Below are 15,415 nucleotides of genomic sequence, written 5' to 3'. Positions count from 1 at the left end.
ATGGCAACCAGTCAAACAGAAATCGAGCAGCACATTAAGCGTCATGGTTTAAAACAGCTCACCAATCAGGACAACACAGGTCTGTACTGTAACTCAAATCATTACAGCAAAAAGACGAAGCGGATCGTGATCGCGCAGACAAGCAAATGGGCGAGTAAAGCAAGGAGCAAAGGTAATGCAACACAGGTACAAGTACGAGCAAATCAAAAAAAGGATGCTTAGTTACGGCAAGGTCATGCTGAGCAGTGATGACGATGTGACGGCTTTAAGACAGCATATATACGCACTCAGAAAAAACGGCTTTGTTATTAATCGTATCGGCGATCGCGGAAATATCAAAGGCTATCAACTAATAGAGGCACCAGAGGAGTTAGTTAAATGAAAATCACAAAACTGGACAACTTCGGCGAAGGTTTTACAGTCACGCCGCGTAAACCTCATAAGTCAGACGCGCCACTGGGCACACCGCTAACTCACACAGAACGAGCAATGCGCGTCACTGACGTGGTTAAAAGTCGGTTGGAGAGATACGGCATTTGTCACGCTGCAATTTTCACAGGCAAAGCGCGTCGTAACGCACTGAATCAGATGTGGAGATTAAACAGCACTGGAGCAATGCAGCTGGAGAGAGTCGCTGACAAATCCGGAAACATAATCGCTTATAAAGTGATTAAGCAATAAAAAACGCCTTATCAGGGCGAACTGATAAAGCGTTACCTACTAACAACTATAAGCATAAGTAGTTAGAAATTGGAGTATAGCACATGGCAGTTATAGGAAGTCAACCAAGAACACACCTTATCGACACAGATAAGAATTTTAGAGATTTAGCAAAAAGCGGTTTTCTGACAGATTTTAGAACGCCAGTAGCAAAAGGCACGTACCCAAAGTGGGGCGTTGACCATCCAACCATGGCTATTGGCGACAATCTAGAATTTGTTACCAAGCATGATGCGAGCAGATTCGTAGTATTTAACAAAGAGCATCACTACAAGATCACAAATATAACGCTTGAGCGCGATGTAGACACACATGAGTGGAACTGGTGCATAGAGTTTGGGAGTAATAAATCATGAGCAATATTTTATTAGACGAACGATTAATAGCTTTTATTCCCAGCTTGGCCCGTGAGATTGGCACGAACGAAGCGATAGTTCTTCAGCAAATAAACTATTGGATTCAGAAGTCAAACAAGGTTTATGACGGTAAAAGATGGGTCTATAACACTACAAAAGAGTGGGTTGAAAAAGAATTTTGCTTTATGTCTGAAAGCACACTTAAAAGGACTATTACCAACCTAAAAAAAATGGGGTTAATAGAATCTAAAAAACTCTCTAAGCACACTGGTTATCACATCAACTACTACACGATCAACAATGCCAAGGTCCAAGAGATTGACGCAAAGATAAAACAAAGAAGTATTAATGAGATACAAGCCCTTGAGAATTCCATTGGGTCAGATTGCACGGTCATTGGGTCAGATTGCACCAATGAACAGGTCAGATTGACCCAATCTGGATTAGGTCAAAATGACACTACCATTACAGAGAGTACCAGTAGATTACTTACAGATATTAAGGGTGACTCTGAAAATAAGAAAAAAACAGGAAGATATCAACCAGTAAAGCCTGAAGCGGTATCGATCCAAGTTTGGATGGACCTACTAGAGCATCGTAAATCTAAAAAAGCATCTGACTCACAGACAGCATGGACAAGAATTTTCAATTCGCTAGAAAAAGCTCAAGCAGCAACTAAGCATGATCTAAACACAATCATTGGTTATTGGCTAATGAGGGATTGGAAAGGTTTTGATGATGATTGGTATATCAATGCCCATGCAAATCAAACGAAGCAGCAGACAGCCAATAGACCACACAGCAACCGTAGTGATTCATTCAATCCAAGCAGTGGTCCTAAACTGACCAGAGAACAGCAGATTGAGAAAAACAAACAAGCAATGCAGCAAGCGGGGTTACCAGTATGAGCTTTCACAACATCGACTTAGAAAAATCAGTTATTGCATCACTACTTAGTATCGAAGGTTCGCTTGACCACGTAGCAACCATTATCAATCACGAAGATTTTGCAGCGGACCGTCACAAGACAATGTTCAGATGCGTTCGCGCACTACATGAGCAGGGCTTACCGTATGACAGCGTAATGGTCCATGACTGGTTAGAGTCCAACAACCTAGTAGAGGCAACAGGTGGTGAAGGTTACATTGCTGAAATCCTAATGACTAGCCCTTCAACGCTTTTCAATCTCAAGGCATACGCTGAGCGCATCAGAGACTTATCACAGCATAGAGCAATGGACCGTCTATTGGTCCAAGCGCGTGAGGACCTAAAGAATCCCGATCTAAGGCTAGACGATAAGGTCAACACGGCCATCGAGAGCATGACCAAGGTTATCGACACTAAAAAGATAAACGGCGGCGCACGCACAGTCGGCTCAATGATGGATGAGTTTTTTGACAATCTGCAAGCAGCAGGGCGCGGTGAGATTCTACCATTCAAACCAACAGGCATTGAAGAAGTGGACGCACAAGCCCCTATCCAAAATGGGGACCTTGTGATTGTCGGTGCACGTCCATCAATGGGTAAAACCACGTTTGCACAGACTATGGTCCAAAACATGGTTGAGCATGACTTCTACACAGACAAAGACGGCAACTACAAACGACGCGCAGGTGTGTTCTTTAGTATTGAAATGACAGATGCGTCAGTGGTCCAACGCTTTATGGCCTCAAAGTCAGGTGTTCAACTCAACAAGATTCGCAGTGGGACCAACGTAGAGACAGAGGATTGGCAGAACCTTACGCGCACAGTCGGCAACTATCGTGACAACTATCCAATGTTTATCGAATCACAGCCAGCCATGACCATTCATCAGATGCGGACCACGCTAAACAAGATTCGCAATACTCACGGTGAGGTGGGCGTAATCATGGTTGATTACATTCAGATCATGGGTGAGGCAAAAGGTAAAGATGCAGGACAAAAGGCCAACGCCATTGGTGAGATTGCAAAAGAGCTTAAACGGTTCGGTAAAGAGTTTAATTGTCCGGTGATCGCATTGTCACAGCTTAACCGCAGCTTAGAGAGCCGCCCAAACAAGCGGCCCATCATGAGCGACCTAAAAGAGTCAGGGGCCATTGAAGAAAACGCTGACGTGATTATGTTCTTGTACCGCGATGAGGTCTATAACGAAAAATCAGAACATAAAGGCATTGCTGAGGTCGGTGTTGCCAAAAACCGTCAAGGGCCAGTTGGGACCGTAAGACTAGCGTTTGAGGGTGAGTACAGCCGCTTTAGTAACTTACTGCCAAGTTATCACACGGACAGCATACCGCCATACGGGAGTGAGCAAGCATGAGAAACGTAACTAATTGGCCGGACCCATTTGATGAGCCGCACCGCTATTGGTTGATGATTATGAATTGTCCAGTGACTAAAGAATACAAGAAGCGCCAACAACTACGCGCAGTCGGATTAGATTTTGATATTGAGCCAGTGGAGACAGCAGCATGAGCCAAACAGCATTTAAACCAGTATTCGACGGTTACTTCAAGATATTTCTACACGATGACGACTACAAAAAGGCAGTGGACAGAGCTGAGTTCACGGGTCAATGGATTAGATCAAGACGCAAACGGATCATGAAGCGCGACCGCAAGTTTCAAGTCACGCTGCACATATTCGATATGGACGGCCACAAGCGCGGATTGCAAAGCATGGTTTTCAAGGACAGAGGCGGACAGGGCGATTTGTCAAAGGTGATCTTTGGGTTTGGTAATGAGTTTTGTGACGAGCTGCGAGCAAAGATTAAGAAAGAGTATGACGAAGATTTAAAAGTGGATTTGGTCAACTCTTATGCCGTAATCAGGGCTTAGGCATGAAAACAACCAAGGGACTTGCAGTTTTCGGACTACAAACCGCCTACCACCCAAAAAGCAATGTTTATCGCGGCTGGTCAGGCAGGGTGAGGGTGATTGATGGTGATCCGTATTTTGACGACTACGCCAAGTGGAATAGCGACGGATCAGCGTTTAAGCATGAATTTGGGGATTTGGATTTTAGGGAGGGTAAGCGGTGATTAAGTTTGAATTGGACTATCCGCCATCGGTGAATAGCTACTGGCAAAGAAACCGAAATGGCAGCGTCAGGGTTAGCAGTGAGGGTAAGAGCTACAAGCACATGGTTAAGATGCGGTTAAATGGACGCAAACAGCTCACAGGGCGATTGAAAGGGGTTTTTGTGGTCAATGTACCAGATAGGCGGCGCAGGGACTTAGATAACGTTTTGAAGGCGCTTTTAGACTCAATGCAAGGGCACGTATTTTTAGATGACGAACAGTTTGATGAAATCACAGTCAAACGCGGCGAAGTCATCAAGGGTGGTCGAGTGGACGTTGAGCTGTACGAAATTGAGGATAAAACATGAATAGCGTATTAAACCCAAAAATAACGATGCTGACGACAAGAAGCAGCAACCATATAGCAGGTAGAGTGGTTTTAAACGGTCGTGAGTGGGTCGTAGAGCCGTTTGAGATAGCAAAAGGTGCAAGTCTAGTGAGAGAGAAAACAAGCTGATTGAGCGAGCTATTAGGAGTAAGGGCGATGACTAATCTCAAACTAAAAAGACCAATCGCAGTAGGCGACCAATCGACACACAAGAAAGACAACACGGATTGCGAGGTCATATCGATTTGGATTAACACGCAAGGTCAGGCGGTTATTGAGTCGGTCGATGAAAATAATGAGCTTAGCACGGACAGTGTGAGCAGTTTTATTAACAATTATCGTAAGGGGTAGGTTGTGAGTGAGATTGAGAAGAAACACCATGAAGAAATTGGTTTTCCATCGTGCGATATAAACGGATTTAAGTGGGGTAGTAATGAGCGTTATGTTGGAGGCTCTAAAAGATCCGATCTCGAAAAGAAAATAACTGCGGACATGGTAAATCATCCGCCGCATTACAAAGACGCAAGCGGAATTGAATGTATTGAAGTGACTTCAAAAATGCAGTTTTGCGGAGGAAATTGTTTTAAGTATCTCTATCGGGCAGGTAAGAAAGGCTCAACGATTGAGGATTTAAAGAAGGCAGCTTGGTATGCAGAGCAAGCATGGCAGATGGAAGAAATAACCGATATTAGATTGCTCGATAAGATTATAAAAATAGCAGAGTTTCGAGGTGGGAATATTAGCGATGCAATGGAGTACATATTTGAGGATATGTGGGCTGATGCTAAGCGAGCTATTGAGTGCGAGATACAGCGACTAGAAAACATGGATGTGGACTAATGACTAAATCAACCAAGGTCAGCCGACTAGTGCGTAATGACGATGAGAGGTTAAAACATATGTCTTATCTAGCTCAACGGTCATTACCCTACACAGCAACCGAAGAAGATGGCGAAAAGGTGAAGCGTAGCACCCCGCAGAACAGCTTGCAGCACAAGTGGCTAACTGAGGTAGCGGAGCAGAATAAAGAGCACACCTACGAGCAGTACAGAGCGTTATGCAAGTTATGGTTTGGTGTGCCGATACTGTGTGCAGCAGATGCGGAATATGAGGCGGTTTATATGGCAGACGTTGAGCCGCTACCGTATGAGACAAAAGTTGCACTGATGACAAGACCGATTGATCTGCCAGTGACCAGGCTAATGGATAAATCGCAGATGCAGCAATATCTCGATGCTATGTACCACCATTTTGTTATCAAGCGCGGTTTACGCCTAACACAGCCGCCAATAGACGGGGTTTATTATGAATGATCAAGGAACGGATATTTCAAGGTTTATTTTTCTACAGCCCTTTATTTTCGGCAATCTAACGTGTGATCAAGGCAGGGGTTTTTTATGAGTAAGCTACGCAAATCAGCAAGAGGTCAGCAATGTACGTTACGGCTCACAGGCTGCAACTACAATCTTGAAACGGTGGTACTCGCTCATATACGGATTAACAGGTTTTGTGGTGTAGGCATCAAGCCACCTGATTACATGGGCTGCTTTGCTTGCTCAAGCTGTCACGACACGATAGACGGGCGAGTAAAGAGCGATACGGTTTATAAGGATGTTTTAAGAGCGCATTTTGAGACATTGCAAATTTGGGTAGACAGCGGACTGATTGGAGTGAGGGACTGATGGATATTAAAGACAAATTACAGTCTTGGGGCGCTTGGAGTAGATCGTGCAATCACGGATTAGGTTTTATTAGTCCCTGCTTGCTCATGATGCGAGGCAATGTTGCAGAGTCGTGTAAAGCGCCCACGGCTTACTATATCAGCGATGATGAGGCGATGCTTGTTGATGCTGCTATCAAGACGCTACGCGGTGAGTCAAACGTGCTAGCAGACATTGTAAAGCTGAGGTACTACGAGACTTACACACCAAAAGAGATTGCGCGGTATTATCTAACAGACAAAGAGTACCCAAGATTAGCGCATCTAAGCTGGGATCATAAAGACAAAAAACACGTAAAGTATCAGCATGTGACTATGATGATAAGAGAGGCTGAGCGTATGATTGAGCGGTACTTATCTTGATTTGATCGCACAAAAAAGCACGGCGTTAACCGTGCTCTCTATAATTTAAAAAACTCTAGTTCGGTTTCAATCCACGCACTAAGTGCGACTCGTTAATCATAGTTACCATCGGGTGGCGTGTCAATCAGAGCTTTTGCGATATTGGGGATCGCATCAAACGACTTGATACCGATGTCTTTTAGCGCATCTAGTGCAATATGTGTCTCATGTACGTCATTGCGTCCTATTGCGTCCTCAAGCTGTTTGTACGCATCAAAAAACTTGTCTTGCTGACCTTTTGACCAGTCATTAACAATGTCTTGCTTGACGCTTGGCTCCAACCGATACTTTAATCGCTGTGAGATAGATTTATGCCTTGCCATTATTGACCTCGTATTTTTTAACAAGTAGCTGCCATGTCTGCCAGTCAATAGACGTGTCGCCGCGCATGTATCTGTAAAACGTGGTTTTGGTCATATCATTGTCAGTCATAAACTGTAAGTTTGATTTACAACCCGATGCAGCGACTAGCGCTGCAAAGTTGTCAGGGCTGTAACCGTGATCTTTAAATATAGTCATCGTTTAACCCTAACTCCTCATCTGTGTACGATATAGTGGTAGGATCGTTGAGCGTTGCGCCAGTTAATCCGCCCTCACTCTCTACGTTAATCGGTAGCACATAATCAGACTCACTATCAAACCGCTTGGCTGCTAACATTAACGCCACGTCAGCATTAACCGCCATCACTTTAAAACTGCTGTTGGCGCCATTGGTGCATAAAAACTCAATATCAGGGGTAAACACCTCGGCTGCGCCCTCCTCAAACTCCTCAAACACACCATACTTATCAGCGTTTTGCAGGTGCTCTAAGTCTTGAGGTACGCCGATAGCGTAATCGCCGCTATAGATTTGATACAAGCCATCTGCCACATCTACGATAGACACATCGTTGCTTGCCGCTTTTGCTTTTAACTCATTAATATTTAACATAGTCTTATCCTTAATTTTATGTTGATTACTTGATAAATTTAACGCCTTTTTTTGCTTCCATTTTTTTAACGTTTTGTAGTACAGCTTTAACGATCTTAGCATCTAGCTCTTGACGCATATCTTTGTAAGTTTTGTTTGCAGCTAAAGCGATTAGCTCGTTAAAGCTCATGCTCGCATATTTGTTGATAAAGTGAGCAATACCCTTGTTTAGTGTTGCGTTAAGAGCTGGCAGAGCGCGTACATCAGTGCGATTGTTTGCAAAATGAGCGCCAATGTTGTCGTTAGCAGCTTTGATAGTAGTAATGATGTTAGTAATGATCGTGTTAGCCCATGCTAACTGCTTGTCAGTACCAGTGATGTTGTGGATAGAGTTGATGTGCTTTACTGCTGCGCCAAATGTTACTTGATAGTTGTCACCAGCTTTGATGGTTGCTTTAGTTAGTGTGTGGGCTAGTTTAAATAGGTTTGACTTGTTCATCTTGGTATCCTCTCACCCGTTTGGGTGTGTAGTATTGGTTGGTATGAGTCTATTATAGTGCCATTTGGCGGCACTGTCTACCCCTAAATGTAAAATAATTAAAAATAAATGCAAAATAAATTATTTAGAGCTAAATGCTTTTATTTATTGACCCAATCAAAAAAATAGGCTATATTTATGTCACGCTAAGACTTTTGTGTAAAGCGGTGTTAAATAGGGTTGGTATTTGGCGTTGTGTTTACACATCTTGTCCATCATGCGGCCCGACCTATACCAAGCCCTATCGTTAATTCGATAGGGCTTTTTTATTGTCCGAAATTTGGCAAGGGATTGCTCATGTGCGACTTATCAAACGATGAGATATTAAGCAGATGGAAACAGTGCCACAGTAGCGGTAGAAAGACAGCCGCTGATTATTGGCATGACTTCATGGTTAAGCGTGCACAGTGTGGGCGTAAAGGTTCAAAGGCTGTGCTAGGTGAGATGAACTTCATCAAAGGTAACAAGTGATGGACTACTCAACAGTAAGTATTGATGTGACCAAGCAAACGATATTCATTAAGGACACTAGAGACGGTGAGTCAGTTGCTATTGACCCTAATGCTTGGGAATTAATAAAAGAGACGATAGATCAGCAGATAGCTGATGGTTACTTAGATTTGTAACAGTTTGCCCTACGTGCAGGCATTTTTTATATGAGGTGATAAGCGATGGCAACACCATGCAGAGCGCATAGATGCCCTAACCTTGTCACCAGTAGAGCAATGCAAGGCTACTGCGATAAGCACAGTGACCAACGTAGCAACTGGACGCATAGAGTGGACAGGTCAGGAAGTACCACGCAAAGAGGATATGGTCACAAGTGGCGTAAGTTGCGAGAGCAGGTTCTTATTCGTGATGGTTACTTGTGTGTCATGTGTGCAGCTAACAATAGGCACGTACAAGCGTCTGACGTTGACCACATTAAGCGTAAAGCAGATGGTGGTACAGATGGGTTGGATAACTTACAGTCGCTTTGTAAGCGATGTCACAGAGCTAAGACGGCGAATGAATAAGGGAGGGGTGGGTAAATTGTTCAGAGCAAAAGCCTAAATGACCGCCCCCCTAGACGTTTTTAAACACAAGCGAAATTGGAAGTTTAGCCCGAAGCATAAAATGGACAAAAAGATATGAAGGGACGCAAACCCAAACCCACTGCATTAAAGAGATTGTCAGGCAATCCAGGTGGTCGCAAGCTCAACGAGAACGAGCCTGAGTTTACTTTGATTACAGATATTGAGCCGCCTACATGGTTAAGTGATAAAGCTATCATCATGTGGGAAACGGTTATGCCTGAATTGCTTAGAAATAAAGTTTTAACGGTTGCTGATATTCACAACGTAGAAGTGTTTTGTATGGCCTACAATCGTTGGCGTCAAGCAGAGGATGACATCAAAGTAAATGGCGTTACGATCACCAATGAAAACACGACTATTAAAAATCCAGCCGTTACCGTAGTCAATGAGGCAACTACTCAGATGATGAAGTTTGGCGCATTGCTCGGCTTAGACCCATCAAGCAGACAACGCTTGTCAGGTGCAGCAAAAGACAATACGCCTAGTAACCCATTTTCGGATATATAGCCATGAAGAAATCACGAATACTTAGAGCTGTTGTACTGTTAGCTGATATTGCACTGACCATCTACACCAAGCGCAAAAAACAAAAACAAGACCGCCGATAATGGCGGTTTTTTAATGGGCGATGATTATGATTAAGTGGCTAAAGCGATTAATTTGCGGTGAGTGCGAATGCCAAAAATCACAGACCAACAAACGAAGTAAGTACGCGCCTGAACGAGATATTGACACGGTTTATGTTGGTGGTTATACGCCTAAAAACTCAGAGCCAAAGCCTATCAATCCACCTAGGCGTCCACCACCACCGGGCAGGGAATAAACAAAATGGCAGCCGCTAAAAATACCAACGTCGCTAAAGCTGAGAAGTATGCGCGTGACATTGTTAGCGGAAAAATAATAGCTTGCAAGTGGATTATCTTAGCGTGTCAACGTCACTTAGACGACAAAGAGAAAAGCAAAGACAAAGATTATCCCTACAAGTTTGATGCCGCCAAAGCCGAGCGCATCGCTAAGTTTTTACAGTTACTACCGCATACAAAAGGCAAATGGGCGCAAAAGCGTGAAACCATCGACCTAGAGCCGTGGCAGTTATTCAGCATTTGCATACCGTTTGGCTGGGTAAAAAAGCGTGACGGTTTAAGACGATATCAAAAGATTGTGGTATTCGTGCCGCGTAAAAACGGCAAGTCCATCATCGGCGGCGGTATCGGCAATTATATGTTAGTTGCTGATAACGAGTACGGTGCAGAGGTCTATTCAGGCGCTACTACAGAGAAACAAGCATGGGAAGTGTTTAGACCTGCAAAGCTGATGGTAGAGCGCACGCCGGATCTAAAAGAATATTACGGCGTAGAGGTCAACGCGTCGAATATGTACGTTGCACACGATGGCAGCCGCTTTGAGCCTGTCATTGGCAAGCCTGGCGATGGTAGTTCACCATCATGCGCCATTATTGACGAATACCATGAGCACAAAGACAGCACGTTATACGACACGATGGAAACGGGCATGGGGAGCCGTGAGCAGCCCGTGTTACTCGTCATCACCACAGCAGGCAGTAACATCGGCGGCCCATGCTACCTGCTTGTACGTGACGCTGAGAAAGTACTAGAAGGCTCGCTTGATATGCCCGATTTATGGGCGATGCTCTACACCAAAGACAAAGACGATGACTGGACAAGCGAGGTTGCGCTACGCAAGGCAAATCCTAACTACGATATATCAGTAGGCGGTGAGTTCTTAGCATCAAGACAGCGCGACGCTATGCAGTCAGCACGTAAACAAAACACCTTTAGAACCAAACACCTTAACGAATGGGTAGGTGCTAAAGAAGCGTGGATGAACATGACACGGTGGCAGAACGCACCTAGTCGATTGCCACTGACAGAGCTTGAAGGCAGACCGTGTTACATCGGGCTAGATTTGGCAACTAAAATCGATATGGTCGCAGCTATCTTGTTGTTTCCACCACACGCAGGCGACCCTAATTACCACGTACACGCACGATACTACCTGCCTGATGCAAGGGTATTGGAAGATCAGGTGGACGTTAATACAGAGCGATACCAGACGTTTGATGTTGAGGGGCGATTAACGCTGACAATGGGCGAAGTCGTGGACTTTGAAGTAATCGAAGATGACCTATCAGAGTTTTTAGGTCGTTTTGATGTTCAAGAGGTGGCTTATGACCCGTGGCAAGCGACGCAACTCGCACAGAACATGGAGAAGAAGGGCGCTCGTATGGTGGAGATTAGACACACCGTACAGAACATATCAGAGCCGATGAAGCAACTAGAGGCATTGGTGCTACAGCAACGTGTAGCGCATGGTGACTGCCCTATTCTTACGTGGATGATGTCAAACGTCACGGCAAAAATGGACGTTAAAGAAAACATTTACCCAAATAAAGAACGATCAGAAAACAAAATTGATGGCGTGGTTGCGCTCATTATGGCCTTAGCTCGTGCAATGGTACATGACCAAAATGGCGGGAATATAAACGACTTTTTAATGGATACTATTATCGCATGAGTAACTTAAATGACACTAACTGGTGGACGCGCTTTAAAAACGCGCTGACAGGCGGCAATAGCCGCTTAGATAAAGGTGAGAGTGCTGAGCCGTTTACTGGTGACAGTACCGCGTCAGGCAATGCTGTTAATACGCAATCAGCGCTAAAGCTCGCTACAGTTTGGGCGTGTGTGCGCTTGCGTAGCGAAACGATTGCTTCATTGCCGTTTCATCTAAGAGACAAAGATAAAACAATGGCGGTAGATCATCCGCTGTATCGTATTTTGCATGAGCAGCCAAACGCTGACATGACAGCCAGTGAATTTTGGGAAGCGATGGTCGCATCTCAAGAGCTGGACGGTAACGGTTATGCGGAGATTGTTAGAAACTCGCAAAATGAAGTTATCGCGCTTGAGTTTTTAGACCCCGAAGAAATGACGGTCAGCCGTAGTAAAAACGGAGCTATAGATTACACGTATAAAAAAGGCACGTTCAAAGAGATTGTTTTTAACGAAGCAGATATTTTGCACCTAAAGGGTTTTTCACTTGATGGCTTGGTTGGCTTATCACCTATCAAGTATCAAGCTCAGGTCATGGGTGCTCAGATCGATGCAAACAATGCAGCCAATCAGGAATTTAGAAACAATCTTAAAGCAGGTGGTTTTTTAAAGACTGGCGATAGGATTTTGAACGATGAGCAGCGCAAAGCACTACGCACTAACCTAGCGATGTTTGGCAAGGCTGAGAACGCGGGTAAGTGGATGGTGCTTGAGGCAGGTATGGAGCCAGCAAGCGCAGCAAGTATCCGCATGAATCCGCAAGACGCGCAGCTATTAGAAAGCCGCTTTTTTGGCGTAGAGGAAATTTGCCGGACGTTCAAAACACCGCCACAGCTAATCTATCACTTAGATAAGTCGTCGTCGTGGGCTTCAAGCCTTGAGCAAATGAATTTAGGGTACTTAACCTATGGCTTGCGACCAACGCTAGTACGCATTGAACAAATGGTATCACGCAAGCTGCTGACCATAGAGGAACGCAAGCGGTACACGCCTAAATTCTCAGTAGAAGGCTTGCTGCGAGCAGATAGCGCAGGTCGTGCCAACTTCTACAATACATTGCTGCAAAATGGCGTTATGACTCGCAATGAGGTACGCGAACTAGAGGATTTACCGAGGTATCAAGGCGCGGATCAATTAACGGTGCAGCTAAACTTAACGCCTATTGACCAATTAGGGAAAACAGATGAGCAAATTTAAAACTAAAGCGGTCAACTTTGAACCAACAGAGGTCAAAGATGACGGTACGTTTGGCGGCTATTGCAGCGTGTTTGGCAATACTGACAGCTACGGTGATGTTGTTATGAAAGGCGCGTTTACTGACAGCATTAAAGCATGGGAAACCAAAGGAAAAATGCCGCCTATCTTATGGCAACATGACCGAGGCGATGTTATCGGCGTATGGACGAAACTATATGAAGATGACTATGGCTTATACGGTGAAGGTCGATTGCTTGTAGATGATGTGGCAAAAGCTCGTGAAGCTCACGCGCTGCTAAAACATGGCGCTATTGACGGCCTATCTATCGGTTATAGCCTAAACAAGTGGTCATTCAACGAAGATGAGGAAGTGCTTGAGCTACTGGCCGTTGATTTAAAAGAAATCAGCGTGGTCACATTCCCAGCCAATGACGATAGCCGCATTGATAGCGTTAAATCTATTTTGTTAAAAGGCGATATGCCGACACTACCCGAATTTGAGAAATTCCTGCGTGATGCCGGATTCTCTAAGAGTCAAGCCACTGCTATTGCCGGACATGGCTTGCGTAAATTGTTGCAGGGCGATCCTGAAACAAAGGCAGATAAAAACGATGACTACAGTGAAGTGCTGAGCATCTTAAAATCAATTAATGAGTGAGTAATATTATGACTGACAATGTAAAAGAGATCGCCACCGAATTTGCTAAGAGTGTTGAGCAGGTAAAAGGTTTGGGCGAAGAATTAAAAGGTCGCATGGGTAAAGGTGAGCAAGGTTTGTCTGACCTGAAAAGCCAAGTCGATGAAGCACTAACCAACATGAATGGCTTTAAAACCAGCCTTACTGATATTGAGCAAAAGCTAGCGCGTCGTGGTTCTGATGAGCAGGTTCAGCAAAAATCATTAACTCAGCAGTTAATGGATAGCGATAGCTACAAAGACTTTGTTAGCAATCCGAGCGCAGGTAAATCTGCCAAGATGCACACCAAAGCAACCATCACAAGTGCAACCACAGATGCAGCAGGTAGCGCAGGTTCGTTAATTCTGCCGCAAAATATCAACGGCATCGTAGCAACGCCTGATCGAAAACTGACAATCCGTGACTTGCTAGGTAGCGGCAATACTAGCAGCAATGCCATCACTTACATTCGTGAGACTGGTTTTACTAACGCAGCAGCCTCACAAGCAAACGAAGGTGACTTGAAGGCTCAATCAGACATTCAGTTTGACGAAGCAACGGTCAACGTAAAAACTATTGCTCATTGGATGAAAGCTAGTCGTCAGGTGTTAGATGATGCGCCACAGCTTGAAAGCTACATTCGTGGCCGCTTGATTTATGGCTTGAAGCTGGTTGAAGAACAGCAGTTGCTAAATGGTGATAATACTGGCGGTAATTTACACGGTATTATTCCACAGGCAAGCGCGTTTGCTGACCCTGCAAGCATGGCTAGCTACACAATCATTGACCAGTTGCGTTTGGCGCAGTTGCAAGCGGTATTGGCTGAATATCCAGCAACAGGCCATGTGTTGAACCCGATTGACTGGGCGCGAATTGAGCTAACAAAAGACAACGAAGGTCGTTACATCATTGGTCAGCCACAAAGTACGGCTAATCCTACAATGTGGGGCTTGCCAGTTGTTGAAACGCAAGCTATTCAAGCAGGTAACTTCTTGACTGGTGCATTTAACATGGGCGCGACATTGTATGACCGTCAGCAAGCAGCAGTTGCTATCGCTACTGAGAACCAAGACGACTTCGTTAAGAACTTAATCACTATGCTAGCAGAAGAACGTCTAGCATTAGCGGTATTTAGACCAGAAGCGTTTGTTTATGGTGCATTAGCAGCTAAAACAGCAGTCTAGAAATTAATGGTATCAGCGTCCTAAATGGGCGCTTTTATCAGCACAAAGTCAGTTTTTAAAGCTAATTTTGTCCTGATAAAACGGAGTTAAAACCATGAAATATCAAGTATTACGTCAGCATTTTGGTGACAAGCAGTATATGGCAGGTGATGAGCGCGAAGTTAAGAACAAATCAGACGCGGATCAGCTCATTAAAATGGGCTTAATCGCTGAAACCAAAGAAGAAAAAGCCGCGCCTAAAGCACAAAACAAAATGGCTAAAAAAACCGCTAACAAAGCTGAGTAAACAATCATGGCTATAGTCGATATTGAAACCGCAATGCACCATCTAAGGGCTGACGATGACGACTTAGCCGACGTTCAGCTAAAACTTGATGCAGCCGTAGAAATTGCTGAGCAGTACATTGGCAAGCGTATTTATTCAGATGCAACAGAGGCAAGAGCAGCAAGGTCACAAGCGATGATTGACCTTGAGACAGCCGACGAGCATGACAGTTATGGCTTTGTCATGCAGTCACGCGCCATTGCTGTCAATCCCGCGATTGAGATAGCGATATTGCTTATTTTAGGCACGTTATACGCGCACCGTGAGGACGTTGTAGTGGGGGCTAGTGTCGCTGAGCTACCTATAGCAGCCACTCACAGATTGCAGCCTTATAGGGCTATGGGGGTTTGAT

At 44.6% G+C, this 15,415-nt stretch carries 28 protein-coding genes; 24 read left to right on the top strand and 4 right to left on the bottom strand.

Annotation, left to right across the window (positions count from 1 at the left end):
- From JFC06_RS01225 to JFC06_RS01160, 14 genes are all read left to right on the top strand, one after another.
- Positions 1-222: a hypothetical protein gene (locus tag JFC06_RS01225; protein ID WP_198333666.1), complete on the top strand. Its 222-nt coding sequence runs from the start codon at positions 1-3 to the stop codon at positions 220-222.
- A gap of 156 nt (positions 223-378) precedes the next feature.
- The gene (locus tag JFC06_RS01220) at positions 379-681 is read left to right on the top strand and encodes a hypothetical protein (RefSeq protein ID WP_198333665.1); all 303 of its coding nucleotides are present in this window, start codon (positions 379-381) and stop codon (positions 679-681) included.
- 83 nt (positions 682-764) lie between these two features.
- A complete protein-coding gene (locus JFC06_RS01215; protein WP_198333664.1) occupies positions 765-1,076 on the top strand; it encodes a hypothetical protein in 312 nt (103 codons plus the stop codon).
- Positions 1,073-1,984: a hypothetical protein gene (locus tag JFC06_RS01210; protein ID WP_198333663.1), complete on the top strand. Its 912-nt coding sequence runs from the start codon at positions 1,073-1,075 to the stop codon at positions 1,982-1,984. Before JFC06_RS01215 ends, JFC06_RS01210 begins: the two co-directional genes overlap by 4 nt.
- Positions 1,981-3,375: a replicative DNA helicase gene (gene dnaB / locus JFC06_RS01205; RefSeq protein ID WP_198333662.1), complete on the top strand. Its 1,395-nt coding sequence runs from the start codon at positions 1,981-1,983 to the stop codon at positions 3,373-3,375. The genes JFC06_RS01210 and dnaB overlap by 4 nt, the downstream gene beginning before the upstream one ends.
- On the top strand, positions 3,372-3,530 hold the full coding sequence (locus JFC06_RS01200) for a hypothetical protein (protein WP_198333661.1): 159 nt from the start codon (positions 3,372-3,374) through the stop codon (positions 3,528-3,530). The genes dnaB and JFC06_RS01200 overlap by 4 nt, the downstream gene beginning before the upstream one ends.
- Entirely contained in the window at positions 3,527-3,892 is a 366-nt protein-coding gene (locus tag JFC06_RS01195) for a hypothetical protein (protein ID WP_198333660.1), read from the top strand. The genes JFC06_RS01200 and JFC06_RS01195 overlap by 4 nt, the downstream gene beginning before the upstream one ends.
- A 2-nt stretch (positions 3,893-3,894) precedes the next feature.
- Complete coding sequence (locus tag JFC06_RS01190; RefSeq protein WP_198333659.1) at positions 3,895-4,095, top strand: hypothetical protein; 201 nt, start codon at positions 3,895-3,897, stop codon at positions 4,093-4,095.
- On the top strand, positions 4,092-4,442 hold the full coding sequence (locus JFC06_RS01185; protein WP_198333658.1) for a RusA family crossover junction endodeoxyribonuclease: 351 nt from the start codon (positions 4,092-4,094) through the stop codon (positions 4,440-4,442). Before JFC06_RS01190 ends, JFC06_RS01185 begins: the two co-directional genes overlap by 4 nt.
- 176 nt (positions 4,443-4,618) lie before the next feature.
- On the top strand, positions 4,619-4,813 hold the full coding sequence (locus tag JFC06_RS01180) for a hypothetical protein (RefSeq protein WP_198333657.1): 195 nt from the start codon (positions 4,619-4,621) through the stop codon (positions 4,811-4,813).
- Positions 4,814-4,816: 3 nt separating this feature from the next.
- Entirely contained in the window at positions 4,817-5,302 is a 486-nt protein-coding gene (locus JFC06_RS01175) for a DUF3310 domain-containing protein (RefSeq protein WP_227670226.1), read from the top strand.
- Between the two features lie 59 nt (positions 5,303-5,361).
- Positions 5,362-5,775, top strand: coding sequence for a hypothetical protein (locus JFC06_RS01170; RefSeq protein WP_198333656.1), 414 nt, complete (start codon positions 5,362-5,364; stop codon positions 5,773-5,775).
- A gap of 84 nt (positions 5,776-5,859) precedes the next feature.
- Positions 5,860-6,144, top strand: coding sequence for a nuclease domain-containing protein (locus JFC06_RS01165; protein ID WP_198333655.1), 285 nt, complete (start codon positions 5,860-5,862; stop codon positions 6,142-6,144).
- The gene (locus tag JFC06_RS01160; RefSeq protein WP_198333654.1) at positions 6,144-6,545 is read left to right on the top strand and encodes an antiterminator Q family protein; all 402 of its coding nucleotides are present in this window, start codon (positions 6,144-6,146) and stop codon (positions 6,543-6,545) included. The genes JFC06_RS01165 and JFC06_RS01160 overlap by 1 nt, the downstream gene beginning before the upstream one ends.
- A 92-nt stretch (positions 6,546-6,637) precedes the next feature.
- Here JFC06_RS01160 and JFC06_RS01155 read toward each other — a convergent pair whose 3' ends face one another.
- The 4 genes from JFC06_RS01155 to JFC06_RS01140 are packed head-to-tail and all read right to left on the bottom strand — an operon-like array spanning position 6,638 to position 7,993.
- Positions 6,638-6,907, bottom strand: coding sequence for a hypothetical protein (locus tag JFC06_RS01155; protein ID WP_198333653.1), 270 nt, complete (start codon positions 6,905-6,907; stop codon positions 6,638-6,640).
- Positions 6,894-7,103, bottom strand: coding sequence for a hypothetical protein (locus tag JFC06_RS01150; RefSeq protein WP_198333652.1), 210 nt, complete (start codon positions 7,101-7,103; stop codon positions 6,894-6,896). The genes JFC06_RS01155 and JFC06_RS01150 overlap by 14 nt, the downstream gene beginning before the upstream one ends.
- Positions 7,090-7,515, bottom strand: coding sequence for a hypothetical protein (locus JFC06_RS01145; RefSeq protein WP_198333651.1), 426 nt, complete (start codon positions 7,513-7,515; stop codon positions 7,090-7,092). Before JFC06_RS01145 ends, JFC06_RS01150 begins: the two co-directional genes overlap by 14 nt.
- A 25-nt stretch (positions 7,516-7,540) precedes the next feature.
- The gene (locus tag JFC06_RS01140) at positions 7,541-7,993 is read right to left on the bottom strand and encodes a hypothetical protein (RefSeq protein WP_198333650.1); all 453 of its coding nucleotides are present in this window, start codon (positions 7,991-7,993) and stop codon (positions 7,541-7,543) included.
- Positions 7,994-8,329: 336 nt separating this feature from the next.
- Between JFC06_RS01140 and JFC06_RS01135 the strand changes: the two genes are divergently transcribed.
- The 10 genes from JFC06_RS01135 (at position 8,330) to JFC06_RS01090 (ending at position 15,414) form a co-directional block, all read left to right on the top strand.
- Positions 8,330-8,503, top strand: a complete 174-nt coding sequence (locus JFC06_RS01135; RefSeq protein ID WP_198333649.1) for a hypothetical protein — start codon at positions 8,330-8,332, stop codon at positions 8,501-8,503.
- Positions 8,503-8,658, top strand: a complete 156-nt coding sequence (locus JFC06_RS01130; RefSeq protein ID WP_198333648.1) for a hypothetical protein — start codon at positions 8,503-8,505, stop codon at positions 8,656-8,658. Before JFC06_RS01135 ends, JFC06_RS01130 begins: the two co-directional genes overlap by 1 nt.
- 45 nt (positions 8,659-8,703) lie before the next feature.
- Positions 8,704-9,048, top strand: coding sequence for an HNH endonuclease (locus JFC06_RS01125; RefSeq protein ID WP_198333647.1), 345 nt, complete (start codon positions 8,704-8,706; stop codon positions 9,046-9,048).
- A 114-nt stretch (positions 9,049-9,162) separates the two neighbouring features.
- The gene (locus JFC06_RS01120; protein ID WP_198333646.1) at positions 9,163-9,615 is read left to right on the top strand and encodes a phage terminase small subunit P27 family; all 453 of its coding nucleotides are present in this window, start codon (positions 9,163-9,165) and stop codon (positions 9,613-9,615) included.
- Between the two features lie 321 nt (positions 9,616-9,936).
- The gene (locus tag JFC06_RS01115) at positions 9,937-11,643 is read left to right on the top strand and encodes a terminase large subunit (RefSeq protein ID WP_198333645.1); all 1,707 of its coding nucleotides are present in this window, start codon (positions 9,937-9,939) and stop codon (positions 11,641-11,643) included.
- Positions 11,640-12,878, top strand: coding sequence for a phage portal protein (locus JFC06_RS01110; protein ID WP_198333644.1), 1,239 nt, complete (start codon positions 11,640-11,642; stop codon positions 12,876-12,878). The genes JFC06_RS01115 and JFC06_RS01110 overlap by 4 nt, the downstream gene beginning before the upstream one ends.
- The gene (locus JFC06_RS01105) at positions 12,865-13,536 is read left to right on the top strand and encodes an HK97 family phage prohead protease (protein ID WP_198333643.1); all 672 of its coding nucleotides are present in this window, start codon (positions 12,865-12,867) and stop codon (positions 13,534-13,536) included. Before JFC06_RS01110 ends, JFC06_RS01105 begins: the two co-directional genes overlap by 14 nt.
- Positions 13,537-13,544: 8 nt before the next feature.
- On the top strand, positions 13,545-14,738 hold the full coding sequence (locus JFC06_RS01100; RefSeq protein ID WP_198333642.1) for a phage major capsid protein: 1,194 nt from the start codon (positions 13,545-13,547) through the stop codon (positions 14,736-14,738).
- A 94-nt stretch (positions 14,739-14,832) separates the two neighbouring features.
- The gene (locus JFC06_RS01095) at positions 14,833-15,024 is read left to right on the top strand and encodes a hypothetical protein (RefSeq protein WP_198333641.1); all 192 of its coding nucleotides are present in this window, start codon (positions 14,833-14,835) and stop codon (positions 15,022-15,024) included.
- A 6-nt stretch (positions 15,025-15,030) separates the two neighbouring features.
- Positions 15,031-15,414: a head-tail connector protein gene (locus tag JFC06_RS01090; RefSeq protein ID WP_198333640.1), complete on the top strand. Its 384-nt coding sequence runs from the start codon at positions 15,031-15,033 to the stop codon at positions 15,412-15,414.
- Position 15,415: the final 1 nt, after the last annotated feature.

The sequence above is a fragment of the Psychrobacter namhaensis genome (assembly GCF_016107545.1).
Lineage (GTDB): Bacteria > Pseudomonadota > Gammaproteobacteria > Pseudomonadales > Moraxellaceae > Psychrobacter > Psychrobacter namhaensis.
The sequence above is the reverse complement of the archived record's forward strand: the minus strand, read 5'-3'. Positions and strand labels throughout refer to the sequence as shown.